Below are 24,372 nucleotides of genomic sequence, written 5' to 3'. Positions count from 1 at the left end.
CTGCTCACGGGCGCGGCCACCCGGCGGCTCGCGCTGCTCGCCGTGCCGCTCGCGCTGTTCGTCGGCGGTTGCACCGCCAGCCCGGCCGACGACCCCGCACCCAAGTCGGCCGCCGCCGCCGCCGAACGACCGTCGCCCTTCCGGGACTGCGGCACGTTGAATGCGGCACCGACACCCAGCCCCGGGGCTGTCTCCACCCCGCCGGCCGCGACCACTGCGGCTGCGGACGGGCAGGAGTTGCCGGCGCTGACCCTGGCCTGCTTCACCGGCGGCGCGCCGGTCGCGCTGCGGGACGTGGCCGGGCCAGCCGTGATCAACGTGTGGGCCTCCTGGTGCGGGCCGTGCCGCAAGGAACTGCCGGCCTTCCAGCGGCTCAGCGAGCGGACCGCCGGTCGGCTCCAGGTCGTCGGGGTCAACACCCGCGACAGCCGGAGCGGCGCCCAGTCCATCGGCGAGGACTTCGGCGTACGGTTTCCGATCCTCGTCGACCAGGGTGACGCGCTGCAACGGGAACTGAGGCGCAACGCCTTCCCGCTGACCCTCTTCGTCGACGCGGGGGGTCGGATCCGGCACATCGACGCCACCGGAGCCCTCGACGACGCCTCGCTCACCACGCTGGTACGCCAGCACCTGGGCGTGGCGGCGTGACCCGTCGACCGCCCGGCTGGATCGACCCGCTGCTGAGTCGACTGGGCACGGCCCGCGTCGAGGACTTCACCCGCCTCACCACCCCCGCCGAGGGTGGCCGGGAGAGCGCCGTGCTGGTGCTGCTCGGTGAGCAGCCCGACACCGGACCGGACGTGCTGATCCTGCAACGGGCCGCGACCCTGCGTAACCATGCCGGCCAGCCAGCCTTTCCCGGCGGGGCGGCCGACCCGGAGGACGCGGACGCCCGCGCCACCGCGCTTCGCGAGGCCAACGAGGAGGTCGGGCTCGACCCGGCCAGCGTGACCGTGCTGGCCGAGCTGCCGAAGCTGTGGATTCCGGTCAGCGACTTCGTGGTCACCCCGGTGCTGGCCTGGTGGCACGACCCGCATCCGGTGCACCCCCGGGAGCCCGCCGAGGTGGCCCACGTGGCACGACTGCCGATCCGCGAACTGGTCGACCCGGCCAACCGGCTGCGGGTCCGCCATCCCAGCGGCTGGGTGGGGCCGGCGTTCTCGTCGCGCGGCATGCTCGTCTGGGGCTTCACCGCCGGGGTGTTGGCGGCCCTGCTCGAAATGGGCGGCTGGGCCCGCCCGTGGTCGCCCGGCCGGCTCGTCGACCTGCCGCCCACGGGCGCCACTCCCGCGCCGTCGGCCGGCACCGACGAGGTCGACGAGACCGCCCTGCGCTGACCACCCGGTCACCTTCCGCAAGCGATGGTCATCAGGTGGGCGCGGTGCCCGTACGCTGGACCCCGTGTCCGTCGTGGATCTCGTCCTGCTGCTGCTCATGCTCGTGTTCGCGATCAGCGGATACCGTCAGGGTTTTGTCATCGGCATCACCTCGCTGTCCGGCTTCTTCCTGGGTCTCCTGCTCGGCCTGCAACTCGGGCCGCTGTTCGCCCGGCAGTTCGTCGACGCCGGCACCCGGGTGCTGATCTCACTGGTGGCGATCTTCGGATTGGCGGTGATCGGGCAGGCGCTCGCCGGCTGGCTCGGCTCGCACCTGCGCAAGACGATCACCAGCGACGTGGGTCGGCGCATCGACGACGTCGGTGGGGCCTTCGTCTCGCTGTTCGCGGTGCTCCTGCTGGCCTGGCTGGTCGCTGTACCGCTCGGATCGTCGTCGGTGCCCTGGCTCGCCGCCTCGGTACGCAACAGCGCGCTGATCAGCGTGGTGAACGGGATCCTGCCGGAGGAGGCACACCGGCTCTCGACCGCGTTGGAGGACACCGTCGACACCGACGGTTTCCCGGACGTCTTCGGTGGCCTCGCGCCCACCCGGGCCCGGCAGGTCGAGCCGCCCGACCCGGCGCTCGCGGGCTCCCAGGTGGTGGTCAACGGTCAGCGTTCGGTGGTCAAGGTGCTCGGCTCCGCGCCGAGCTGCTCGCGTCGGATCGAGGGCTCCGGCTTCGTGTACGCCGACGACCGGGTCATGACCAACGCGCACGTGGTCGCCGGCACCCGTTCGGTGGCCGTGGAGCTGGGCGGCGAGCGGTACGACGGCCAGGTGGTGGTGTACGACCCCAACCGGGACCTGGCCGTGCTGTTGGTGCCGGGGCTTCCCGGCCCGTCGCTGCGGTTCGCCGCCGGCAACGCGGGCAGCGGCTCGGACGCCATCGTGCTCGGCTTCCCGCTCGACGGGCCGTACAACGCGCAGTCCGCCCGGGTCCGTGACGTCGACCGGATCAAGGGCCCGGACATCTACTCCTCCGGGGACGTCACCCGGGAGATCTACACGATTCGGGCCCTGGTGCGCAGCGGCAACTCGGGCGGCCCGCTGCTGTCGGCCAACGGCCTGGTGCTCGGTGTCATCTTCGCGGCGGCGGCCGACGACCCCAACACCGGTTTCGCAGTGACCGCCGCCGAGGCCCGCCCGGTGGCGTTGGCCGGTGCCGAGCGCAACCGGGCCGTCGCCACCGGCGAGTGCACCTGAGCGCCGTACCGGATCAGGTGCGGGCCGGCTCGGCGAGCGGCAGCTTCGCGCGTCCCCAGCGCAGTCCCCGGTCCAGGATCGCCCGCGCCATGATCGCGACGCAGGCGCCGCCGTTGAGGAAGGACGCCGTCACGTCGCTCGGGTGGTGCATCCCCCGGTACATGCGGGTCAGCGCCACGCCCACCGGCACCATCAGCAGCAGCGTCCACCAGGCGACCTTCGCGCCGGTGCTGCGCGCCCGCAGGGCCATCAGCACCGCGATGCCGACGTAGAGGGCGACCGCTGCCGAGGTGTGCCCGGAGGGGAAGCTCGACGTGGGCGGTGAGGTGTCCATGTGCTCCACCGCGGGCCGCTGCCGGTCGATCACCATCGTGGTCAGCAGGAACACCAGCGCCTGGGCGGTCACGGCCGCGCACAGGAACAGCGGCTCCCGCCAGCGCTTCAGCCAGAGCCGCAGCGCCAGCGCCACCAGCACGGTGACCACGACGATCATCTGAGTGCTGGCGAGGGTGCTGAACACCAGCGAGACGTCGTTCCAGCCGCCGGTGCGGTCACCGGCGAACTCCCGGTTGACCGCGTCCTCGACGGTGAACGGCCAGGTTCGGTTCAAGACACGGGTGACCAGCACCCCGAGCAGCACCATGACGCCGAACAGGAGGGACACCGGCAGCAGCACCCGCCGGACGATCTGGACCACGGTGTCGGACATGAGCCGGCCAATACCCGGTCGGCGTCCTCGTCACGCCTCAGGTCGCGTCGGGCTGCCGCTCGACCTCCGGCGCGACGCCGTCACGGGTCGGCCGCACCGGCCGGAGGCCCGTGTGCGCCCGCCAACTGGTGAACGCTGCGGTGGTCGCCGCGACCACCGCCACGCCGAGCAGCCAACCGCCGAGCACGTCGCTGGCGAAGTGCACGCCGAGCACCACCCTGCTCAGCCCGGTCACCAGCGTGACCAGCAACGCGGCGACCCAGAGCGCGACCTGCGCGGCCCCGCGCCGGACGTACGGCAGGAACACCAGCAGCAGCACTCCGGCGGCCAGGGTGGCGTTCAGCGCGTGCCCGGAGGGGAACGAGTAGCCGGCGGCCCGCGCCACCGGGTCGAGCAGTTCGGGCCGGTCCCGGCCGACGAGCAGCTTGAGCAGCGGGCCCATCAGTCCGCCGACGACCATGGTGGTGGTCGCCCAGAGGGCCAACCGGCGGGCCTGTCGGCGCACCAGCCAGATCACCACCAGCAGTACGACGACCCGCAGCGGCATCGGCGCGAACACCTCGCTCCACACCCGCATCAGCACGACCCAGGCCGGATGGTCCACCGCGTGCTCGTGCAGCGCGTCGGTGACCGTCGAGTCCAGCCGGTGCAGCGGCGCCCACGCTCCGAGCACCAGCAGCGCGAGCAGGGCGAACGGCACCAGCACCAGGAACGCCGCCGTCGCCGCCAGGGTCAGCCGCAGCCCCAGCGAGTGGTCCGGGTCGAGGCGACGCCGCCCCCAGGACGGGCGTCGGTCGGTGGCGAGGGTACGGGTGGCGGGCGTACTCATGCGGTCGGTTCTACCCCACCCGCCGGGCAATCAGGCCTGCCCGGTGCGTCGTTCAGCGAGCGCGCTGGCGGAACCGGCGCACCATCAGCGCCGCGCCGGTGACCAGAGCGGCGAAGAGCACGGCGCCGGTCCACAGTCGCTCCGGCGCGGATTCGGCCGGCACGCCCGCCGGTCGTGCCGTCCACCCCGTCTGCTGCCGGGGAGCGGTGAAACCGAGCGGGGCGCTGCCGGCGCCGCTCACCGGGTCGTCGTCGCCCGAACCGGGCGCCGGCCCGAAGCCGACCACGCCGGGCGAGGTCTGATCGTCCAGCGGGTTGGCGGCGACGGGCGGAACATCCGCGGTCAGCGCGGCCACCGGGTCGACCACCCCGTACCCGAACCGGTCGTCCCGGCCGGTCGGGCCGATGTCCCGGGCGGTGACCACGAGCCGGTTGACCACCTGGCCGGCGGGCATGTCCGGGTAGCGGGACCGGACCAGCGCGGCGGTGGCGGCCACCAACGGCGCGGCGAAGCTGGTGCCCTGCACCCGCCAGTACCCGTCGGTCGGACGGGCGCCGACCAGGCCGGTGGCCGGAGCGGTGAGCACCGTCGCCCGACCGGTGATCGACCCGGACCACAGGTTGTCGCTGTTGCGCTCCAACCCGGCGACCGCGATGACGCCCGGCTCGCGAGACGGATACCAGGGCTTGGAGTCGGTCGACGTGGCCAGGTTGCCGGTGCAGGCCACCACCACCACGTCGCGGACGAACGCGTAGTCCAGGGCCGCGGCCAGGGCCGGGCTGTCGCCACTGCCGCCCAGCGACAAGTTGATCACCCGGGCGCCGTGGTCGACCGCCCACCGGACGCCCTTGGCGACGATCAGCGCGTCGTCGTACTTGTTGCGTTCGTCCAGCACGCGTACCGGCAGGATCCGGGCATCCGGTGCCAGGCCGACCACGCCCCGCTTGTCGTCGTTGCGCCCGGCGATCAGACCGGCGACCGTGGTGCCGTGGCCCACCGGATCGGGACCCGCTCCGCCGGCCGGTCCGACCAGGTCGAGCCCGGGCAGCACCTGACCGGCCAGGTCGGGATGGTTCGCGTCCACGCCGGAGTCGACCACGGCGACGGTCACGCCCCGACCGGTCGAGGTGCGCCAGGCCGTGTCGGCCCGCAGCTCGTCGAGCTGCCACTGCTCGTCACGAACCTGGTCGGTGCGCGAGACGCTGTCACCGGGGGCGAACGCGGCCGACGCGCCGGCGAGCTGCCCGCCGCTGCTCGGCGCGGCGACGGGTGCGGCGCTCGGAACCGCGACAGCGGCCAGCGCCGCCATGCCGAGCAGCGCCCGGCCGGCCCGCCGGGCCACCGCCGGAGCGCTGTGCCGAACCCCAGTCACATCCACTGCCATTCATCCCGACGGAACCATGACGATCGGAGATTACCGGTTTCCCCACGCGTCACGGGGGGAACCGCGGAGACAGGTCACGGTGGCGGCAAATGTGCGAGCTGAACGAGGCGTACGCCCTCTCGCCGGGTGACCAACCGACCACGGCCCGCTGGCAGCGGCCCGGGTCGTACCGGCCCGACGAGCGCGCCCTCCTCCGGGCTGCCCGCCATTACCAGTCCGGCGGTGGAGAGTTCCCGCAGCCGCTGCACGATCGGCTCGTACTGGGCCCGACCCGCGCCGCCGGAACGGCGGGCCAGCACCAGGTGCAGGCCGACGTCGCGGGCGTGCGGCAGATGCTCCTCCAGCGCCCGCAACGGGTTCGCCGGCCCGGTCGCCACCAGGTCGTAGTCGTCGACCAGCACGAACAGTTCCGGCCCCGACCACCACGAGCGATCGCGCAACTGCTGCGGCGTGACCTCCGGCCCCGGCGCCCGCCGCTGCAGGTAACCGGCGGCCGACTCGACCAGGTCCGCGGTGTGCGCGGCCGCGGTGCCGTAGCCGATGAGGTGCGGTGTCTCGATCGCGCCGAGCAGGCTGCGCCGGTAGTCCACCAGGATGACCCGGGCCTCCTCCGGCGTGAACCGGGTGGTGATCGACGTGGCGAGCGCCCGCAGGAACGACGACTTGCCGCACTCGGCGTCCCCGAAGACCACGAAGTGCGGCTCGGCCGCGAAGTCGAGGTGCACCGGCCGGAGGTCGGCCTCGGCGACACCGATCGGCAGCCGCAGCCCGGTGGTGGCGGTGAGATCCAGATCGGCGTACGGCAGCACCGGCGGGAGGAGTCGGACCGGAGGCGCCACCGGCCCGGGCCAGCTGTCGGTGATCCGCTCGACCAGCTCGGCGGTGCCCCCACTCGGCCCCGCCAGTCGCGGGAGCGCGGTCAGGAAGTGCAGGCTCTGGGCCGTCACCCCCCGGCCGGGACGCTCCGGCACGTTCGCCGCGGCCCGCCGGGCGACCAGGGAGTCGGCCGGGTCGCCGAGGCGTAACTCCAGCCGGGAGCCGAACAGGTCCCGGATCGCCGGGCGGAAGTCCAGCCAGCGCAGGGCCGTGGCGACCACGTGCAGCCCGTACGACAGACCACGGGTCGCCAGGTCGGTGACCAGCGGTTCCAGGTCGTCGTACTCGCCGCGCAGCGTGCTCCATCCGTCCACCACCAGGAAGACGTCGCCGTACGGGTCGGCATCCGGCTGATCGGTCGTCGCCGTCGCGGCCCGACGTCGCCGGTACGTGGCCATCGACTCCACGCCCAACTCGGCGAAGCGGCGCTCCCGGTCGGCCAGGAGTGTGGTCAGCTCGCCGACGGTGCGTCGTACGGCGGTCGGGTCGGCGCGACCGGTCACCCCGCCCACGTGCGGCAGGTCGCGTAGCGCCGCGAGGCCGCCACCGCCGAAGTCGAGGCAGTAGACCTGCGCCTCGGCCGGGGTGTGGGTGAGCGCCAACGCGCAGATCAGCGTCCGCAGCGCCGTGGACTTGCCGCTCTGCGGAGCGCCGACCACCGCCACGTGCCCGGCCGCACCGTCCAGGGCCAGCCAGAGCAGGTCCCGGCGCTGCTCCAACGGCCGGTCCACGACGGCCACCGGCACGCCCAGCGCTCCGTGCAGCTCGGGGTTTGCCACGGTGAGCCCGCGGGCCGGGTCCACCTCGACCGTGCCGACCAACTCGTCCAGGGGCGGCGGATCACCGAGCGGCGCGAGCCACACCTGGTGCGCGGGCGGGCCCTGCCCGACGAGCCGGTCGACCAGCAGGTCGAGCAGGGTTTCCCGGCCGGGCTCGTCCTCGGCCACCATGGGCAGGGCCGGTGTCGTCGGCGCGGGCAGCGGTACGGCGTGGGTGGTGAACGTGAGCAGGCGGGCTTCGTCGTCGGCCGGGACGCCGGCCGTGGCGGCCCGGCGGCGCACGGCGCCCGAGACGTACGCGGCCTTGAACCGGGCCAACGGATCGGTGCCGGCGCGCAGGTAGCCGTGGCCCGGCGAGCGGGGCAGCTCGTGGGCGTCCGGCACGCCGAGCACCGTGCGGGACTCCAGCGCGGAGAAGGTGCGCAACCCGATCCGGTACGACAGGTGCGTGTCCAACCCGCGCAACCGGCCCTCCTCCAGGCGCTGGCTGGCGAGCAGCAGGTGCACGCCGAGCGACCGACCCAGCCGACCGATCTGCACGAACAGGTCGATGAAGTCGGGCTTGGCGGAGAGCAGTTCGGAGAACTCGTCGCAGATCAGCAGCAGCGACGGCAGTGGGGCGAGCGGGCTGCCGGCGGCTCGCGCCCGCTCGTAGTCGCGCACGCTGGCGAAGTTGCCGGCCCGGCGCAGCAGCTCCTGCCGGCGGACCAGCTCGCCGTTGATCGCGTCGACCATCCGGTCCACCAGGGGCAACGCGTCGGCCAGGTTGGTGATCACGGCGGCGGTGTGCGGCAGCCGGTCGAACGGCGCGAAGGTCGCCCCGCCCTTGAAGTCGACCAGGACGAAGTTGAGCTGCTCGGAGCTGTGCGTCGCGGCCAGCCCCAGCACGAGGGTGCGGAGCAGCTCGGACTTGCCCGACCCGGTGGCCCCGATGAGTAGACCGTGCGGGCCCATCCCGTCCTGGGCGGACTCCTTGAGGTCCAGTTCGATGGCGCCACCGTCGACGCCCACCCCGATCGGCACCCGCAGCCGGTCCCGGGGCGCGCGCGGCGTCCAACCCTGCTCGGCGGTGAAGCTCTCCGGGTCGCCGAGGCCGAGCAGCTCCGGAAGGCCCAACTCGATCTCCAGTGGGGCGTCCGGGCCGCGGGCCGTGCCGGCCAGCCGCAGTGGCGCGAGCCGTCGGGCGACGGCCTCGGCGTCGGCGAGGTCGAGGTGGTCGGCGCTGCCCACCTCGGCGTGCCCCTCGACCGACCACGAGTGCAGCCGCCGGCCGCGCAGCTCGAGCAGCAGCGCGTACCGGTCGAGCAGGCGCGGCGGTGGCGTCTCCAGGTCGAGCACGGTGACCGCGTCGATGCCACCGTCGCCGGTCAGGTCGGTGGCGCCGGTCAGGTCACCGCCGTCGAGGACCACCACCACGTGCGGGCCGTCGGTGGCCGGACCGGCCGGGCTGAACCGGGAGCGGCTGGCCACCACGTCGGCGAGCAGCCGCTCCAGTTCCGCGCCCGACGAGGTCACCAGCCGGGCGGGTCCGAGCGCGTCCGTGCGTCCGGGGTGGTGCGCGTGTGGAAGCCACTTCACCCACTCCCAGGCGGCACGGCGTTCGGGGCCGGCGCAGACCGCGATCAGCAGCTCGTCGGGCGCGTGGAAGACGGCCAGCTGGATCAGCACGGCCCGGGTCAGGGCCTGCGCCGCCGGGTCGCCGGTGGGCGTGGGTGGCCCGCCGGTGGTCGGGCCGCTGCCGGCGGCGCTGCGCACGTGCACCCGGGCGAAGCTGCGCAGGGACAGCGCCACCGGCAGCTCCGGCACCACCGAGTACGCGTCCAGGAAGCGGCGCAGCGCGCCGGCCGTCATCGGCTCCAGCTCCTCGAGCGGCCGGGTGACCGGCGGCACCAGCGGGGTGGCCAGCGTCTGCGGCCCGACGGCGACGCGAACCACGGCGAAGTCCGGGTCGCCGGGGCGGCGTTCCCAGACCCGGCGGCTGTCCACGGTCGACCACAGTCGGCCCGGGTCGGGGTGGCGGTAGTACAGACCCGCGCGCTGCTGTCCGGCGGTCTGCCGGACCCGACGGCGCAGCGTCGCCAGGTGGCGCAGGTACTCGCGGCGAGCCGCCATCATCTCGGACTTCTTCGGGGTGCCCGAGGCGCTGCCCCAGGTGGTCACCAGCATCGCGAGCGAGGAGAGCCCGAACATGCCGCCCACGACGTACGAGTACGCGCCGCCGCCCCGCCCGAACATCATCGCCATCGCCACCGTGCCGCCGAGCATGGGCAGCACCATCAGTGCCTGCTGCCACCGGCCGCCGGCCACCGCCGGGATCTCCGGCGGCGCGTCGACGGGCAGCTCGCCGACGGGGATCTCCGGCGCTGGCCGACGCGGTGGGCGCTTGATGACGACGGTGGACACTCGGCCTCCTGACTGCGCTGGGTAACCCGAGCCTGGCTCATGGTAGGTAAAGTCCTGTCGTCCCCGCAGCCTCCGATGCCGTTCGATATGGAGACCGGTCGATGACAACCGGACTGGCCCGCGTCACCATCAGCGCCCCCCAGCGGCGGGTGGACGTCGCCCTGCCGGAGCAGGTCCCCCTGGCCGAGCTGCTGCCCGACGTGCTCCGGCACGCCGGCGAGGGACTGGCCGACGACGGGGAACGGCACGGCGGCTGGGTGCTGCGCCGCACCGACGGGGCGCTGCTGGCGACCGCGCAGGCGCTGCTGCCGCAGGGCGTCCGCGACGGCGAGGTGCTGCACCTGGTGCCGGCCCGCGCCCACTGGCCCGAGCTGGAGTACGACGACGTCGTGGAGGCGATCGCCGACGGCGCCCGGCGACGTGGCGGAGCCTGGTCACCCGCCGCCACCCGGGTCGCCGGTCTGGCCGGCGCCGCCGTACCGCTCGCCGTCGGGCTGCTCGCCCTGCTCGCCAGCGGCCCGACGTCGAGCAGCGGCTGGGTCGCGGCGGCGGCGGTGGCGCTGCTGCTCACCGTGGCCGGTACGGTCGCCAGCCGTGCCAACGGCGACGGCGCGGCCGGCGCGACGCTCGGCGGGTACGCGCTTCCGTACGCCTTCGTAGCCGGTGCCCTCGCGGTCGGCTCGGGTGACCCGGTCGGCCCGCTCGTGCCGGTGCGCTGGGTCGGCGCGGCCGAACTGCTGGCCGGCTCGGTGGCGCTGCTGCTCGTGGCGCTGGTCGGGCTGCTCGGGGTGGCGAGCCGACAGCGGATCTTCGTGGCCGGCGTCACGGTCGGCCTGCTCGGTGCCGGCGCGGCGCTCGGCGCGCTGCCGCTGACCCCCGCCGGCACGGCGGCGGTGCTGCTCAGCGCACTGGTCTTCGCCATCGGGGCGATCCCGCTGCTGGCCATCCGGCTCGGCAAGCTGCCACTGCCGCCGATCACCCTGCCGGCCACCCCGTCCGCCGCCGAGCCGGAGCGGCCCGGGGACCTACCGGACCGGGGTCGGGTGCAGGCGGCGGTCACCCGCACCGAGGAGATGCTCACCGGGATGCTGCTCGGGCACGCGGTGCTGGCGGTCGGGGCCGCTGTCGTACTCGGGGTGGCTGGTGGGACGGCCGGCCCGGCGCTGGTGGCGGTGGTCTCGGCCGTGCTGCTGCTGCGCTCGCGGCTGTTCGTGGCGCTGCGGCACCGGGTGCCGACGGTGCTCGCCGGGCTCGTCGGCTACGCGGTGCTGGGCGCGGTGCTGGTCGACCGGGCCGACGACACCGGCCGCCTGGCGCTGGTCCTCGGCGGGGCGGCGCTGGGCCTGGTGACCGTGGCCGCCGGCACCGGGTACGCCCGGCGACCGGTCTCGCCGTACCTCGGGCGGGTCGCGGACCTCACCGACACGGCCCTGGTGGTCGCCGTGGTGCCGGTCGCCTGCGCGGTGCTCGACCTGTACGACAAGGCCCGGGGACTGCTCGGGTGAGCAGCTCCCGGGCCCGGCCGGTCGTCGTACGTCAGTGGGTGGACTCGCCGCGCGCCTCGGCGTCGCGCGCCCGCTGGTAGGAGGCGCGGATCTCGGCCTCGGCCTCGGTGCGGCCGACCCAGGTCGCGCCCTCGACCGACTTGCCGGGCTCCAGGTCCTTGTACACCTCGAAGAAGTGCTGGATCTCCAGGCGGTCGAACTCGCCCAGGTGGTGGATGTCGCGCAGGTGCTCCTGACGAGGGTCCTCGTAGGGGACGCAGAGGACCTTGTCGTCGCCGCCCTTCTCGTCGGTCATCCGGAACATGCCGATGGTCCGGCAGCGGATGAGGCAGCCCGGGAAGGTCGGCTCGGGGACCAGCACGAGCGCGTCCAGCGGGTCGCCGTCCTCGCCCAGCGTGTCCTCGATGAAGCCGTAGTCGGCCGGGTACTGGGTGGACGTGAACAGGGTGCGGTCCAGCCGGATCCGGCCGGTCTTGTGGTCCACCTCGTACTTGTTGCGGTGACCTTTCGGGATCTCAACCGTCACGTCGAAATCCATCTGCACGCTCCCTCGTCTGCCCACGCTGGCTAACGGAACCACTGGCGGCCCTCCGGACAGGTGAATGCCCACCCGCCGACTCCGGCCGCCGCATAGTCTTCGGACCGAAGTAGTGTCACCCAAGCCGATTTTCGTTGGGGGAGGAGGGGGTCGTGGGGAGGGAAGATTCACACTACCGTCCGGACGAGGGCGTCAGAGGCGGTACCGGACGATCCGGCTCCGGTGGCGCGACCGGAAGGGTCCCGGTGCCGGACGCGCACTTCCCCCGAGTCCCCGAGGAGTCGGTTCCCGAGCGGCCACCGCCGCTGCCGTGGCGTCCGTCCGGCTCGGCCCCGGCGGGACCGAACAACGGTCGCTTCCCGGTCCTCGGCCCGGACCGCCCCGCGAGCGGCGCGCACCCCCCGGGTCGCGCGTCGGTCCGACCCGCCCCGAGCGGCCCCACCTGGGGCGGCCCGATGCCCGGCGAGCGTTCGGCCGGCGGCGATCCGTACGGCGTACCGCCGCTGGGTCCGCCGATCTCCGCGCTGCCCTCGACGGCCGACGTCGAACCGCCGGTGACGCCGCCGACCACGCCGCGCCGTCGCGGGCGACTGGTGACCGTGCTGGCCGTCGTGGTGCTGCTGGTGCTGGCCGGTGTGGGTGTCGTGGTGACCCGTCCCGGCCCGGTCGCGGGCTGGCTGGGCGACGACGGGGCGTCCGCGCCGACCGCCGCCGGCGCCAGCGCCGAACCGGACCCGTCGGACGTGTTGAACGGACCCGACCCGAACGCGCCGCTGCCCAGCGCCGACGCGGTACGGGCCGTGCTCGACCCGTTGGTCGACGTACCCGCCCTGGGTGACCGGGTGAACGTCTCGGTGGCCGACGTGACCACCGGTCAGACGCTGTACGGCAAGGGCGCGGACGACGGCACGGTGCCCGCCTCCGTCACCAAACTGGCGACGGCGGTGACCGTGCTGGCCGCCCGCGGCCCCGGATTCCGCATCCCGACCCGGGCGGTGGCCGGCACCAAGCCGGGCGAGGTGGTGATCGTCGGCGGCGGTGACCCCACGCTCGCGGTGAACAAGAAGGGCTACTACCCCGGCGCGGCACGCCTGGACGACCTGGCCGCGCAGGTACGTACCGCCCTCGGCGGCACCGCCCCGACCAGCGTCACCGTCGACGGCACGGTCTACTCCGGCCCGCTGTACGGCCCCGGCTGGGACGACGACATCCCGACCGGCGGGTACGGCGGCGCGGTGACCGCGCTGATGACCGACGGGGCACGCAAGGACCCGGGCGCCGAGCCCGGCGGCGCCGAGCGGGTCCCCGAGCCCGACCTGGCCGCCGGCCGGTCGTTCGCCCGGCTGCTCGGTGTACCGACCAGCGCCGTCAAGCGGGGTACGGCCCCGGCTCTGGCGACCGCCGCCGGTGGCACCCCGCCGGCCGGTACGGAGCTGGGTGTGGTGCAGTCCCCACCGCTGATCCGGTTGGTCGACATCATGATCAGCGAGAGTGACAACCTGCTGGCCGAGGCGCTGGCCCGCCAGGTGGCCCTGGCACGAAACCAGAAGGCGTCCTTCGACGGCGGCGCTGCCGCGATGGACGCCGAGGTGGCGGAGCTGGGCCTGCCCGCCGAGGAGATCACCCTCTCCGACGGCAGTGGGCTGTCGCGTCGCAACCGGATCAGCCCGTCGCTGCTCACCGACCTGATCCGACTGGCCGCGAGTCCGGATCATCCGGAACTGGCCGGCGTCTTCGGAGGCCTGCCGGTGGGCGGCTGGTCCGGCACGCTGGGCGAGCGCTACCGGGGTGCCCCGGGGACCGCCGCCGGCGCCGGTGCCGTACGCGCGAAGACCGGCACCCTGACCGGGGTGCACGCCATCGCGGGCCTGGTCACCACGGCCGACGGCCGACTGCTCACCTTCGCGGTGCTCACCGACAAGGTGCCCGGCGGGACGGACACCGCCCAACCGGCGCTGGACCGCATCGCCTCCGCACTGGCCGGCTGCGGCTGCCGCTGACCGGCCGCACGGGCGGGCTCCGGCTGCCGCTGACCAGCTCCAGGGCCCGGTCCGGGTCGGCACGCGGGGCCGCGACCGGCGTCGATCGCCGACGCGAGCCCGGCCCGGGGTGTCGCGACGCGGGTACGGTGGGTTCATGGCGCAGTTCGTGGACTGGGATCTGGCCGCCGCCACCGCGGGGGCGTTGAGCAAGTCGGGCCCCCGGGTGTCGTACACCGAGGCCACCGACGTGGTCGGCGACCTGCGTCGGCTGACCGACGAGGCCGCCGGGCACGTGGCCGACTACACCGGCCTGCGGGCGCAGGTGGCGCACCCGCCGGTGCGGGTGGTCGACCGGCGGGACTGGGCGGCCACCAACATCGCCGGGCTGCGTGAGGTGATCACCCCACTGGTCAGCCGGCTGTCCGGCGACAAGCAGCCCGGCGCGCTCACCGAGGCGATCGGGTCGCGGCTGACCGGGGTGCAGGCCGGCACCGTCCTGGCCTACCTGTCCGGCCGGGTCCTCGGCCAGTACGAGGTCTTCTCCGCCGACCCGGGGCAGTTGCTTCTGGTGGCGCCGAACATCGTCGAGGTGGAGCGCAAGCTCGAAGCCGACTCCCGGGACTTCCGGCTGTGGGTCTGCCTGCACGAGGTCACCCACCGCACCCAGTTCACCGCCGTGCCCTGGATGCGGGCCTACTTCCTCGGCGAGGTCCAGGCGTTCGTGGACGCGTCGTCCAGCGGCGGCGAACATCTCGTCGAGCGGCTGCGGCGCGGTGTCGCGACGCTGTCCGAGGCGGTCCGCGACCCGGAGAGCCGGACGAGCGTGCTGGACATCGTGCAGACCCCGGCGCAGCGGGCCGTCCTCGACCGCCTCACCGCGCTGATGACCCTGTTGGAGGGGCACGCCGAGTTCGTGATGGATGGCGTCGGCCCGCAGGTGATCCCGAGCGTGGAGCGGATCCGGGCCTCGTTCAACCGTCGCCGCGAGGCGGGCAACCCGTTGGAGAAGGCGATCCGTCGGCTGCTCGGGGTGGACGTCAAGATGCGCCAGTACGCCGAGGGTCGCAAGTTCGTGCACGGCGTGGTCGAGCGCGTCGGCATGGACGGCTTCAACCAGATCTTCAACTCACCGCTCACCCTGCCCCGGCTGTCGGAGCTGGGCGACCCGGACGCCTGGGTGGCACGCGTGCACGGCCCGGCCGGCACCGTTCCGTCCGCCGGCTGACCGTCCGCCGGTGGCCGCGCTCGCCCCACCGGTGGCCGCGATCCGGGTGGCGGTCCGTCGCGCGCTGACCCACCTGCCGTCCGGCGGGCCGGTGCTGGTCGCCTGCTCCGGTGGGGCCGACTCGCTGGCCCTGGCGGCGGCGGCCGTGTTCGTGGCGCCCCGGCTGGGTCTTCCCGCCGGCCTGGTGACCGTGGACCACGGACTGCAGGACGGTTCGGCACGGCGCGCGGAGGCGGTGGCCGCCTGGGCCCGAGAGGCCGGGTTCGCGCCGGTCGTGGCGGTGCGGGTGGACGTGGCCGGCCGTCCGGGCGGGCCGGAGGCGGCGGCCCGCCAGGCCCGCTACGAGGCGTTGGCCGAGGCCGCGCGGCAGCACGAGGCGGTCGCGGTGCTCACCGGCCACACGCGCGACGACCAAGCGGAGACGGTGCTGCTCGCACTCGCCCGGGGGGCCGGGCCGCGTGGGCTGGCCGGGATGCCCGATCGGCGGGAGCTGGCCGGGGTTCCGCTGCTGCGTCCGCTGCTCGAGATCGGCCGGGAGCAGACCCGCGCCGCCTGTGCCGTCCTCGGGCTCAGCCCCTGGCAGGACCCGCACAACACCGACCCCTCGTACGCCCGCTCCCGGGTGCGGGCCGACGTGCTGCCGGCGTTGGTACGGGCGCTCGGGCCGGGTGTGGTGGCCAACCTGGCGCGCACCGCCCGGCTGGTGGCGGCGGACAACACCGCCCTCGACGAGATCGCGGCGAGGGCGCTGGTGACATCCCGGCATCCCGCCGGTGGGCTCGCGGTGCCGGAGCTGGCCGGCCTCACCGCCGCCGTACGCGGTCGGGTGCTGCACGCCTGGGCCCTCGAGTTGGGCGCGGTCGGGGGCGCCCTGTCGCACCGGCACGTCGGGGCGCTGGACGCCCTGGTCACCGACTGGCACGGTCAGGGTCCGACCGACCTGCCCGGGGGTGTTCGCGTACTTCGTCGGGGCGACCGACTGGCGGTCCTCAGCTCGGGCTGAGGGCCGCCGCGCCGTCGCTCCGGTCCCGGAAGGTCGTCCGGTAGCTGTGCGGGGTGGCGCCGACCCGGCGGCTGAAGTGGTGGCGCAGCGCGGCGGCGTCACCGAAACCGGCCTGGTCGGCGACGGCCTCCACGCTCAGCGGCGTCTCCTCGAGCAGTCGTCGGGCGAGTAGCACCCGCTGGTTGGTGAGCCAGTCGTGCGGGGTGGTGCCGGTCTCGGCCCGGAACCGCCGGGCGAACGTCCGGGGGGCCATGCCGGCGCGGGCGGCCAGCTCCTCCACCGTGATCGTCCGGTCCAGGTGCCCCATCAGCCACTCCAGCACCGGTTCCAGGGTGGGCGCCTCGGGGGCCTTCGGGATGGGCGCCTCGACGTACTGCGACTGGCCGCCGTCGCGGTGCGGCGGGACCACCATCCGCCGGGCCAGCCGGGTTGCGGTGGCCGAGCCGTGCACCTGGCGGACGAGGTGCAGGCAGGCGTCGATACCGGCCGCGGTGCCGGCGCTGGTGAGCAGCCGACCGTCCTGGACGTACAGGGAGTTGCACCGCACCCGGGCGCGGGGATGCCGGCGTTGCAGCTCGTCCACGTACCGCCAGTGGGTGGTGCACTCCCGGTCGTCGAGCAGTCCGGCCTCGCCGAGCAGGAAGGCCCCGGAGCAGACGCTGATGAGGTGGGCCCCGCGCGCGTCGGCGCGGCGCAACGCGTCGAGCACACAGTCGGGTACGACGGTGCCCTGACCGTGTGCCGGAACGGCCACCAGGTCGGCCTCCTCGAGCGGGGCCAGGTCGGCGTTCGGCGTGAGGTGAAAGCCCGCCGAGGTGCGTACGGCAACGCCGTCGGGACTGCACACGTCGAAGCGGTACGCGGGGAAGCCGTCGGCCGTCCGGTCGGTGCCGAAGACCTCCGCGAGCACCCCGAGCTCGAAGGGAGCGACCTGGTCCAGGGCGAGGACGGCGACGGATCGGAGCATGTGACGAGGGTAACCCGAGAGATGGCAGTAAATCGATGCCCAATGGCATCTCTGCCACTGTCCGGGCGGCGCGCGTCGGCGCAGACTGGTCTCAGTCCGGTGCGCACCGGCGGCGAAACCGACAGCAATCATGCGAAAGTGAGCGCCGCCATGGAGTTCCTGTTCTTCCTCCTGTTCCTCGTCCTGCTCGTCGCCGCCTCGGCGGCGAACCTCACCGTGGACAGCCACGACTCGGCCGACTGGAAGCCCAGCGAGGACGGCCGCCGCTGGCGGTCCCGTACCAGCTGATGCCTTTTAGCACCCTTCGCGGTAAAAATCCTGGGCGGGACCGTGCCGAAAGGTGCGGCCCCGCCGACGGAGGCCATCCGACGTACGGCAGGCTAGGAGTCATGGCTGACGGCTCCTGGTACGACGCCGACATCGACCACGTGATCATCTCCGAGGCGCAGATCCGCGAGAAGACAGCGGAACTGGCCAAGCAGGTCTCCGCCGACTACGCCCACGTGGGCGACGGACTGCTGCTGGTCTGCGTGCTCAAGGGCGCGGTGATGTTCATGGCGGACTTCGCCCGGGCGCTGGGCCGAAGCGGCCCCCCGGCCGAACTCGACTTCATGGCCATCTCCTCCTACGGCCAGGGCACGACCTCCTCCGGGGTGGTCCGCATCCTCAAGGACCTCGACCGCGACATCGCCGGCCGGCACGTCGTGGTCGTCGAGGACATCGTCGACTCCGGGCTGACGCTCTCCTGGCTGCTGCGCTACCTGGAGTCGCGCTCGGCGGCGAGCGTCGAGGTGGTCGCGCTCTTCCGTAAGCCGGACGCGGTCAAGGTGCCGGTGCCGGTGAAGTACGTCGGCTTCGACATCCCCACCGAGTTCGTGGTCGGCTACGGCCTCGACTTCGGCGAGCGCTACCGGGAACTGCCCTACGTCGGGGTGCTCAAGCCCGAGGTCTACGCCCGCTCCTGAACCCGGTCGCCGGCCCGCCGCCGACCCGGGTGAAGGCGATTCGTATCGGCGTTCATCAAGCAGACGTTCAGCGGGCTCTCAGCTCTTGCGGTTACGGTGGACCCCGGTGGCGTGGAGGTAACTCCGCGTCCGGCCCCTCGACCGCGTGACCGAACGTTCGGGTGGCCGGGCCGGACTCCCCGCCACGCCGGTTACCACCCGGACCCGATTCGATGGTGCACGACCGCGGGGCTCACCAGCTCGCTCCTCGCGTACACCGCTGTGATTGTGTACGACTGCGGGGCTCGCAAGCTCACTCCTCGCGTACACGGTGTACCGTCGAATGACCGCGGCGCGGCAGTTTCGGTGCCTCGGGGTCGAGCCGGCCCGCACGGCGGCTCCGGCCGCCGCTCACCGCGGCGACACCATCAGACGGTCAGGACGTCGATCAGGAGGATGCGGGCGCTCCGGCGCTCGACAACAGTATGGAACGTACGCGTTTCTTCCGCCGACCGGTGGTCTGGATCATCCTGGTCATCCTCGGCGCCGTTGTGCTCAGTCAGCTGTTCACCGCTGGTCCCAGCTACCACCGCGTGGACACTTCCGTTGCGCTCGACCAGCTCCACACCGCACAGATCAACAAGGTCATCTTTCAGGACAAGGAGCAGACGCTCCAGCTCGACCTGAAGAACAAGACCAAGTTCGGTGAGACCACCACTGACCGGATCGAAGCCCAGTTCCCGTACCAGGTGGGCGACGAGGTCTGGAACGAGGTGCTCGCGGCCAAGGCGGCCAACCGGGTCACCGGCCCGGCCGACGCCAAGGTCTCCTCGGACAGCATCTGGGTGAGCCTGCTGGTCAACCTGCTGCCGATCGCGCTGCTCGTGCTCCTGCTGCTGTTCTTCATGTCGCAGATGCAGGGCGGCGGCTCCCGGGTGCTCAACTTCGGCAAGTCCAAGGCGAAGATGATCACCAAGGACACCCCCAAGACGACCTTCGCGGACGTCGCGGGTGCCGAGGAGGCCGTCGAAGAGCTGTACGAGATCAAGGACTTCCTGCAGAACCCGGCCAAGTACCAGGCCCTGGGCGCCAAGATCCCGAAGGGCGTGCTGCTGTTCGGCCCGCCCGGAACGGGTAAGACGCTGCTGGCCCGCGCGGTCGCCGGCGAGGCCGGGGTGCCCTTCTACTCGATCTCCGGCTCCGACTTCGTGGAGATGTTCGTCGGCGTCGGCGCCAGCCGGGTCCGTGACCTGTTCGAGCAGGCCAAGACGAACGCCCCGGCGATCGTCTTCGTCGACGAGATCGACGCCGTCGGCCGGCACCGTGGCGCCGGCATGGGCGGCGGCCACGACGAGCGGGAGCAGACGCTCAACCAACTGCTCGTCGAGATGGACGGCTTCGACACCAAGGGCGGGGTCATCCTGATCGCGGCCACCAACCGGCCGGACATCCTCGACCCGGCGCTGCTGCGCCCGGGCCGGTTCGACCGGCAGATCCCGGTGGACGCCCCCGACATGGAGGGCCGTAAGGCCATCCTGCGGGTGCACGCCAAGGGCAAGCCGTTCACGCCGGACGTCGACCTCGACGCGGTGGCCCGTCGCACGCCGGGCTTCAGCGGCGCCGACCTGGCCAATGTGATCAACGAGTCGGCCCTGCTCACCGCTCGCAAGGAGCAGCGCGCGATCTCCAACGACTCACTCGAAGAGTCGATCGACCGGGTCGTCGCCGGTCCGCAGCGGCGGACCCGGGTGATGAGCGACCAGGAAAAGAAGATCACCGCGTACCACGAGGGTGGCCACGCGCTGGTCGCCTGGGCGCTGCCGCACGCCGCGCCGGTGCACAAGGTGACGATCCTGTCCCGTGGCCGCTCGCTGGGCCACACCCTGGTGCTGCCGACCGAGGACAAGTACACCCAGACCCGCGCCGAAATGATCGACACCCTGGCGTACGCGCTGGGCGGCCGGGCCGCCGAGGAACTGGTCTTCCACGAGCCGACCACCGGTGCCGGCAACGACATCGAGAAGGCCACCCAGCTGGCCCGCGCGATGATCACCCAGTACGGCATGAGCTCCAAGCTCGGCGCGATCAAGTACGGCACCAGCGGGGACGAGCCGTTCCTCGGCCGCAACATGGGCCACGAGCGGGACTACTCGGACTCGGTGGCCGCCGAGATCGACGGCGAGATGCGGGCCCTGATCGAGCTGGCGCACGACGAGGCGTGGGAGATCCTGGTCGAGTACCGGGACGTCCTGGACAACATCGTGCTCGAGCTGATGGAGAAGGAGACCCTCTCCACGGCCGACATGGCGCGGATCTGCTCCCGGGTGGTCAAGCGCCCGCCGCTCGCCCCGTACAACGGGTTCGGCAAGCGCCAGCCGTCCACCGAGCCGCCCGTGCTCACCCCCGCGGAGAAGGACAAGCTCAAGGCGCAGGCCGAGGCCGACGGCGCGCAGGCGTCCGTCGGCGGCGGGTCGCCGTCCAGCAACAACTCGGACGGTACGCACTGAGCAACGACCCGACGGCCAGCTCCCCCCACGGGGAGCTGGCCGTTTCCGCGACCGAACCCGACGGGGACGACGAGCTGGACTACGTCGCCGCCCGGTTGATCAGCGGCAAGCTGACCGGTCGTCCCGTCGAGGACGCGGTCGACCTCGGCCGGATCGAGAGAGCCGTCCGCGAGATCCTGATCGCGGTCGGCGAGGACCCGGACCGGGACGGCCTCCAACAGACCCCGGCCCGGGTCGCCCGCGCGTACGCCGAACTCTTCGCTGGCCTGCGCGTCGACCCGGCGCAGGTGCTCAGCACCACCTTCGAGGCCAACCACGAAGAGCTGGTGATCGTCCGCGACATCGACGTGATGAGCCTCTGCGAGCACCACCTGCTGCCGTTCCGGGGTAGCGCGCACATCGGCTACATCCCCGGCCCGGACGGGCGGATCACCGGCCTGTCCAAGCTGGCCCGCCTCGTCGAGGTGTTCGCCCGCCGACCCCAGGTGCAGGAGCGGCTCACCTCGCAGGTGGCCGACCTGCTGATGAGCAGGCTCGCCCCGCGCGGCGTCGTCGTCGTGCTCGAATGCGAGCACATGTGCATGGCGATGCGCGGCATCCAGAAGTCCGGCGCCAAGACCATCACGTCGGCGGTGCGCGGCATCCTGCAGACGGACTCGAAGTCGCGGGCCGAGGCGATGGCCCTGATCCTTCCCCGTTGACCCACCCGCGCGACCGCCGGCTGGGTAGCCGGTGGGTCAGCCGGCCAGCAGAGCCAGCAGCAGGCCGGTCGTGACCAGGACCGCCGGCACCAGGCAGACCAGCACGCCGAAGCGCACCGTGCGGTCCACCTGGTCGTCGGGGGCGGCACGGAACACCCGGCCGACACACACCCAGCCGACGACGAAGGCGGCCGCCGGCATCGGCAGCCCGCCGACCAGGGCCAGCACGCTGGCCGGGCCCGACCCGGTCGTCGCGTACACGATGATCTGGATCAGCGGCACCAGCAGCGCCAGCGGCCCGTACACCAGGAGGTTTCGGGCCCGCGCGGGCCAGGAGGTCGGTCGGAGGCCGCGGCGCGCGGCCAACGCCGCGTCCGCCGCCTCGGCCCGACCCCGTGCGGTCCGCAGCGCCGCCAGGACGGCGGCCGGGCCGCCGGCCATCGACCGGGCGGCCTCCGTCAGCTCCGGTGGCGACGGCACCAGCGAGATCGCCGGTACGCCCCGCTCCCGCAACCGCTCCTGCTGGGTCGCCAACCCGGCGCGCACCACCGTCAGCTCCTCCCGGGCGGCTTCCGCCGAGCGGGCCTGCTCACCGGCGGCGGTCGCCGCGCCGCGCCGGACCGCATCGAGCTGACGGGCCGCCGCCAGGTACTCGGCCCAGGCGTCGACAGGCGCCGTGCCAGCGTCCGGACCGGCGGTCCGCTGCGGACCCGGACCGGTCGCCGTCGCCCTCACCTCGGCACCCTCCCTACGCATCGCCGGCTCAACCCGCATCGCCCGCGCGCCCCGTCTCGTCCGGTAGCCCTGCCTCGTCTGGTCGCCCCGTCTCGTCCGGTCTCCTCGTTTCGTCCGGTCTCCTCGTCTCCTCCGCGAACGGCACCAGGATCGTGCCCCGCTCGTCGGGACCATCCCACAGCGCCGCCCGGTCCGGACGCGCCCGCCACTGGACCGGCCTGCCGAACACGGCGGCGAGCTGCGCGGCCGGCACGTCCAGCGCCACGACGGCGGCCAGTTTGTCGACCTCGCCGTCCGGCTCCAGCAGCGCGGCGAACGGCGGCACCGCCCGCCACCAACCCAGCAGGTGCCGGCCCGCCGGTGGCCCGTCCCGCAGCAGCGCCCGCAACCGATCCGCCGGCAGATCCCGGGGACCGGGCCGATCCAACCCGAAGACCACCAGGTACGTCGGCAGCTCGTCGTCGGCGTCCGCCAACAGCGTTGGCAGGTCCACCAGTCGGGCCGGATGACGGGCGGCCAGCTCGGCCGTCAACGCCTCCGCCAGCGGGCGAGCCCCCTGGTCAGGTGCGGCCACCACGAACCGGGCGGTGCCCGCCGCATGGTGGCTCGCGGTGCTCCGGGCCGCCGTCGCCAGCAGGCCACCCGCCGCCGCGCCCGAGCCCAGCACCGCGAGGTTACGTCCAGGAGCAGGCCCCATCGGTACGGCGACCGTCGTGCGGGCCACGTCCACCGCACGGCCCAGCAAGGCCGCCGGGCCACCTGCCTGCCCCGCCAGGGCCGCCCGGTGACGCGGATCGTTGCCCAGCAGCGGACGGGCGTACCCGGCGAACACCACGGGCGGCACCGCCTCCGACGGTCGGGCCGCCCACAGCTCGTGTCGCAGCCGTTCGACCACCGCCGGATCGTCGAGCGGATCGGGGTGGCGGATCAACCGCTCGTGACCACGGATCGCGCCACGTGGGCCGCCCAACCCTCCGGCGGTGTTCACCACCGCGCTGCCCACCGGCAGACCGGCGGCCGAATCGTTTGTCGGCTCCAACACCGGGCCGCCACCCGGCAACGCCACCCGTACCGGAAACTGCCCGAGCGCCGAATCCCGGTGCCCGGCGTCCGAGCGGGCACTCAACCCCAGCTCACCCGCGCCGGCCAGCACCAGGTGCACGCCGTACGCCCGACCGGACCGGGCCAACGCGTCCACCTGCGCGGCCAGCTCGGTGGCCAGCCGATCCCGCTCGGCGAAGAGCAACGGCACATTGTCCACCACACAGACGATGCGAGGCAGCGGGCGGTGCTGGCGCAGCTCCGCGAAGCGCTGCCCGCCGGCCCGCTCCGCCGCCTCCGCGCGGCGCCGCACCTCGGCCGTCAGCTGGTCGAACAGGTCCCGGACGTACTCCCGGTCGGCAGCCATGGCCGCCGCCCGCACGTGCGGAACCCAGGAGCGGTCCCGCTCGGTCTGCAGAAACTCCACGAACGACTCGCCGTCGCCCAGGTCGGCCAGGTAGAGCGTCAGATCGTCCGGACCGTACCGGGCGACCAGCCCCAGCAGGGCGGTGGTCAGGAACGCGGCACGACCCGCGTCGGACCGGCCACTCACCAACCAGTGCGGCGTCAGCTCCGTGAAGCCCAGCTGCACCGGCCGACCGCCCGCGTCACCCACCATCGTGGTGAGGCTGTCCGAGGCATCCGCCGTCCACCGGCCGTCACCCGTCTCCGGCAACAGATCCGCCAACGCCAACCGGGAGCCCGCCTCCACCTGGGCGGCCAGCCGCCGACAGACCGCGTCGACGAGATCCGCCGGTGGGTCCGTCTCCACGAAGACCGGTGAGTTCATCCCACCCGGCGCCTCGGCCCCGGGGCTGGCGAACGATGCGCCCGGCGGGTCGCCGAGCAGCGCGTACGCGTTGCGCAACACCAGCGAGGTGGCCCGGGGCAACGGATCCCGGGACGCGTACGGGCCGGACGGCGGCCACCCCGCCACCACCAGGTGCAGCCCCGCCGCCGGCCCCTGCTCGGCCAGCGTCTCGATCCGCGCCAGATCGGTCGGGCCGGTCAACTCCGGCAGCGCGGCGACCACCAGCAGCAGCGTACGGTCGTGACGACGCCGTCCGCTCGCCCCCGGCGTCACCCACTGCTCCGCCTCCGTCAACACCGCGCGCAGACCCGCCACGTCCACCGCCGGCGGGGGTAGCAGCCCGGCGTCGGCCAGCGCGCCGAACGGCGTCAGCACGGCACCCGTGGCGTCCACCGCGCGTACCAGCAGCGCGCCCGCGGGCGCGGCACCCAGCAGCCGCAGCACCACGGCCCGCAGCAGGCCCGCCACCCGAGGCTCCCGCCCGTCGGCATCCACGCTCAGATGCCCCGTACCGACCAGCGGCACCAGAGCGGGAAACCGGGCGTCGTCCAGGGGCGCCGCCGTGCCGACCCGTACGAACGGTGGTGGGCCGTCACCCGCCGGAGAGCCCACGTCGAGTGAGTCCAGAGCGGCTCCCGACCAGCCCGGGGCCAGCCGCGCGGCAACCAGCTGAAGCCGCTCGGCCAACTCGTACTGGCGGCGCTGATCAGCAGGGGCCGGGCGCACCTCGTCGAGGATCCCGGCGGCGGCGGTGACGACAGCGGCAGCCCGGCGGTGCAGCGCCGCGGCGCGGTTCGTGCGTGCCTTCGGACCGGCCACCGTGTCCACCCCCTCACCCGAGGTCGGCAACCCC

The 24,372-nt window shown here is 73.6% G+C and carries 19 protein-coding genes; 11 read left to right on the top strand and 8 right to left on the bottom strand.

The window, feature by feature from the left end:
• From AB0J36_RS16330 to AB0J36_RS16320, 3 genes are all read left to right on the top strand, one after another.
• A complete protein-coding gene (locus AB0J36_RS16330) occupies positions 1 to 648 on the top strand; it encodes a TlpA disulfide reductase family protein (RefSeq protein WP_357392956.1) in 648 nt (215 codons plus the stop codon).
• Positions 645 to 1,337, top strand: coding sequence for a CoA pyrophosphatase (locus AB0J36_RS16325; RefSeq protein WP_355052513.1), 693 nt, complete (start codon positions 645 to 647; stop codon positions 1,335 to 1,337). The genes AB0J36_RS16330 and AB0J36_RS16325 overlap by 4 nt, the downstream gene beginning before the upstream one ends.
• Positions 1,338 to 1,401: 64 nt before the next feature.
• Positions 1,402 to 2,580: a MarP family serine protease gene (locus AB0J36_RS16320; RefSeq protein ID WP_357132813.1), complete on the top strand. Its 1,179-nt coding sequence runs from the start codon at positions 1,402 to 1,404 to the stop codon at positions 2,578 to 2,580.
• Between the two features lie 13 nt (positions 2,581 to 2,593).
• Here the strand turns inward: AB0J36_RS16320 and AB0J36_RS16315 are convergent, their stop codons facing one another.
• From AB0J36_RS16315 to eccCa, 4 genes are all read right to left on the bottom strand, one after another.
• Complete coding sequence (locus AB0J36_RS16315; protein WP_357392923.1) at positions 2,594 to 3,289, bottom strand: phosphatase PAP2 family protein; 696 nt, start codon at positions 3,287 to 3,289, stop codon at positions 2,594 to 2,596.
• A gap of 37 nt (positions 3,290 to 3,326) precedes the next feature.
• A complete protein-coding gene (locus AB0J36_RS16310; RefSeq protein WP_357392925.1) occupies positions 3,327 to 4,118 on the bottom strand; it encodes a phosphatase PAP2 family protein in 792 nt (263 codons plus the stop codon).
• Positions 4,119 to 4,170: 52 nt separating this feature from the next.
• Positions 4,171 to 5,502: a type VII secretion-associated serine protease mycosin gene (gene mycP / locus AB0J36_RS16305; RefSeq protein ID WP_357392927.1), complete on the bottom strand. Its 1,332-nt coding sequence runs from the start codon at positions 5,500 to 5,502 to the stop codon at positions 4,171 to 4,173.
• A 74-nt stretch (positions 5,503 to 5,576) separates the two neighbouring features.
• Entirely contained in the window at positions 5,577 to 9,560 is a 3,984-nt protein-coding gene (eccCa, locus tag AB0J36_RS16300; protein WP_357392929.1) for a type VII secretion protein EccCa, read from the bottom strand.
• A 101-nt stretch (positions 9,561 to 9,661) separates the two neighbouring features.
• Between eccCa and eccD the strand changes: the two genes are divergently transcribed.
• On the top strand, positions 9,662 to 11,065 hold the full coding sequence (gene eccD / locus AB0J36_RS16295) for a type VII secretion integral membrane protein EccD (RefSeq protein WP_357132803.1): 1,404 nt from the start codon (positions 9,662 to 9,664) through the stop codon (positions 11,063 to 11,065).
• A 31-nt stretch (positions 11,066 to 11,096) separates the two neighbouring features.
• On the opposite strand, the gene AB0J36_RS16290 is transcribed toward eccD, so the two are convergent.
• Positions 11,097 to 11,603, bottom strand: coding sequence for an inorganic diphosphatase (locus AB0J36_RS16290; protein ID WP_355052506.1), 507 nt, complete (start codon positions 11,601 to 11,603; stop codon positions 11,097 to 11,099).
• A 455-nt stretch (positions 11,604 to 12,058) separates the two neighbouring features.
• Between AB0J36_RS16290 and dacB the strand changes: the two genes are divergently transcribed.
• The 3 genes from dacB to tilS all read left to right on the top strand — a co-directional run bounded on the left by dacB (position 12,059) and on the right by tilS (position 15,813).
• Positions 12,059 to 13,603, top strand: a complete 1,545-nt coding sequence (gene dacB / locus AB0J36_RS16285) for a D-alanyl-D-alanine carboxypeptidase/D-alanyl-D-alanine-endopeptidase (protein WP_357172783.1) — start codon at positions 12,059 to 12,061, stop codon at positions 13,601 to 13,603.
• Between the two features lie 136 nt (positions 13,604 to 13,739).
• On the top strand, positions 13,740 to 14,810 hold the full coding sequence (locus tag AB0J36_RS16280) for a zinc-dependent metalloprotease (protein WP_357132801.1): 1,071 nt from the start codon (positions 13,740 to 13,742) through the stop codon (positions 14,808 to 14,810).
• A gap of 10 nt (positions 14,811 to 14,820) precedes the next feature.
• Positions 14,821 to 15,813, top strand: a complete 993-nt coding sequence (gene tilS, locus AB0J36_RS16275) for a tRNA lysidine(34) synthetase TilS (protein WP_357132799.1) — start codon at positions 14,821 to 14,823, stop codon at positions 15,811 to 15,813.
• Here the strand turns inward: tilS and AB0J36_RS16270 are convergent.
• Positions 15,800 to 16,780 carry a helix-turn-helix domain-containing protein gene (locus AB0J36_RS16270; protein WP_357132797.1) on the bottom strand — a complete coding sequence of 327 codons (981 nt, stop codon included), beginning with the start codon at positions 16,778 to 16,780 and terminating at the stop codon, positions 15,800 to 15,802. The genes tilS and AB0J36_RS16270 overlap by 14 nt on opposite strands.
• A gap of 138 nt (positions 16,781 to 16,918) precedes the next feature.
• On the opposite strand from AB0J36_RS16270, the gene AB0J36_RS16265 reads away from it, so the two are divergent.
• The 4 genes from AB0J36_RS16265 (at position 16,919) to folE (ending at position 20,932) form a co-directional block, all read left to right on the top strand.
• Entirely contained in the window at positions 16,919 to 17,068 is a 150-nt protein-coding gene (locus AB0J36_RS16265; RefSeq protein WP_355052605.1) for a hypothetical protein, read from the top strand.
• Between the two features lie 101 nt (positions 17,069 to 17,169).
• Entirely contained in the window at positions 17,170 to 17,745 is a 576-nt protein-coding gene (hpt, locus tag AB0J36_RS16260) for a hypoxanthine phosphoribosyltransferase (protein ID WP_357132795.1), read from the top strand.
• A gap of 464 nt (positions 17,746 to 18,209) precedes the next feature.
• Positions 18,210 to 20,231: an ATP-dependent zinc metalloprotease FtsH gene (gene ftsH, locus AB0J36_RS16255; RefSeq protein ID WP_357132793.1), complete on the top strand. Its 2,022-nt coding sequence runs from the start codon at positions 18,210 to 18,212 to the stop codon at positions 20,229 to 20,231.
• Between the two features lie 35 nt (positions 20,232 to 20,266).
• On the top strand, positions 20,267 to 20,932 hold the full coding sequence (gene folE, locus AB0J36_RS16250) for a GTP cyclohydrolase I FolE (protein ID WP_357132965.1): 666 nt from the start codon (positions 20,267 to 20,269) through the stop codon (positions 20,930 to 20,932).
• 36 nt (positions 20,933 to 20,968) lie between these two features.
• Here folE and AB0J36_RS16245 read toward each other — a convergent pair whose 3' ends face one another.
• A complete protein-coding gene (locus tag AB0J36_RS16245) occupies positions 20,969 to 21,667 on the bottom strand; it encodes a hypothetical protein (RefSeq protein WP_357172634.1) in 699 nt (232 codons plus the stop codon).
• A gap of 28 nt (positions 21,668 to 21,695) precedes the next feature.
• Positions 21,696 to 24,347: an FtsK/SpoIIIE domain-containing protein gene (locus tag AB0J36_RS16240; protein WP_357392937.1), complete on the bottom strand. Its 2,652-nt coding sequence runs from the start codon at positions 24,345 to 24,347 to the stop codon at positions 21,696 to 21,698.
• Between the last annotated feature and the right edge of the window lie 25 nt (positions 24,348 to 24,372).

The organism is Micromonospora sp. NPDC049662 (genome assembly GCF_040675055.1).
Classification (GTDB): domain Bacteria; phylum Actinomycetota; class Actinomycetes; order Mycobacteriales; family Micromonosporaceae; genus Micromonospora.
Note: the sequence above shows the minus strand (reverse complement) of the source record. Positions and strands in the feature narration are given on the sequence as shown.

What these genes read in the sequence shown, in the direction of transcription:
- AB0J36_RS16315 (WP_357392923.1), bottom strand. Translation starts at nt 3,289, where the DNA reads ATGTCCGACACCGTGGTCCAGATCGTCCGGCGGGTGCTGCTGCCGGTG.
- AB0J36_RS16310 (WP_357392925.1), bottom strand. Translation starts at nt 4,118, where the DNA reads ATGAGTACGCCCGCCACCCGTACCCTCGCCACCGACCGACGCCCGTCC.
- mycP (WP_357392927.1), bottom strand. Translation starts at nt 5,502, where the DNA reads ATGGCAGTGGATGTGACTGGGGTTCGGCACAGCGCTCCGGCGGTGGCC.
- eccD (WP_357132803.1), top strand. Translation starts at nt 9,662, where the DNA reads ATGACAACCGGACTGGCCCGCGTCACCATCAGCGCCCCCCAGCGGCGG.
- AB0J36_RS16290 (WP_355052506.1), bottom strand. Translation starts at nt 11,603, where the DNA reads ATGGATTTCGACGTGACGGTTGAGATCCCGAAAGGTCACCGCAACAAG.
- dacB (WP_357172783.1), top strand. Translation starts at nt 12,059, where the DNA reads ATGCCCGGCGAGCGTTCGGCCGGCGGCGATCCGTACGGCGTACCGCCG.
- AB0J36_RS16280 (WP_357132801.1), top strand. Translation starts at nt 13,740, where the DNA reads ATGGCGCAGTTCGTGGACTGGGATCTGGCCGCCGCCACCGCGGGGGCG.
- AB0J36_RS16270 (WP_357132797.1), bottom strand. Translation starts at nt 16,780, where the DNA reads ATGCTCCGATCCGTCGCCGTCCTCGCCCTGGACCAGGTCGCTCCCTTC.
- hpt (WP_357132795.1), top strand. Translation starts at nt 17,170, where the DNA reads ATGGCTGACGGCTCCTGGTACGACGCCGACATCGACCACGTGATCATC.
- ftsH (WP_357132793.1), top strand. Translation starts at nt 18,210, where the DNA reads ATGGAACGTACGCGTTTCTTCCGCCGACCGGTGGTCTGGATCATCCTG.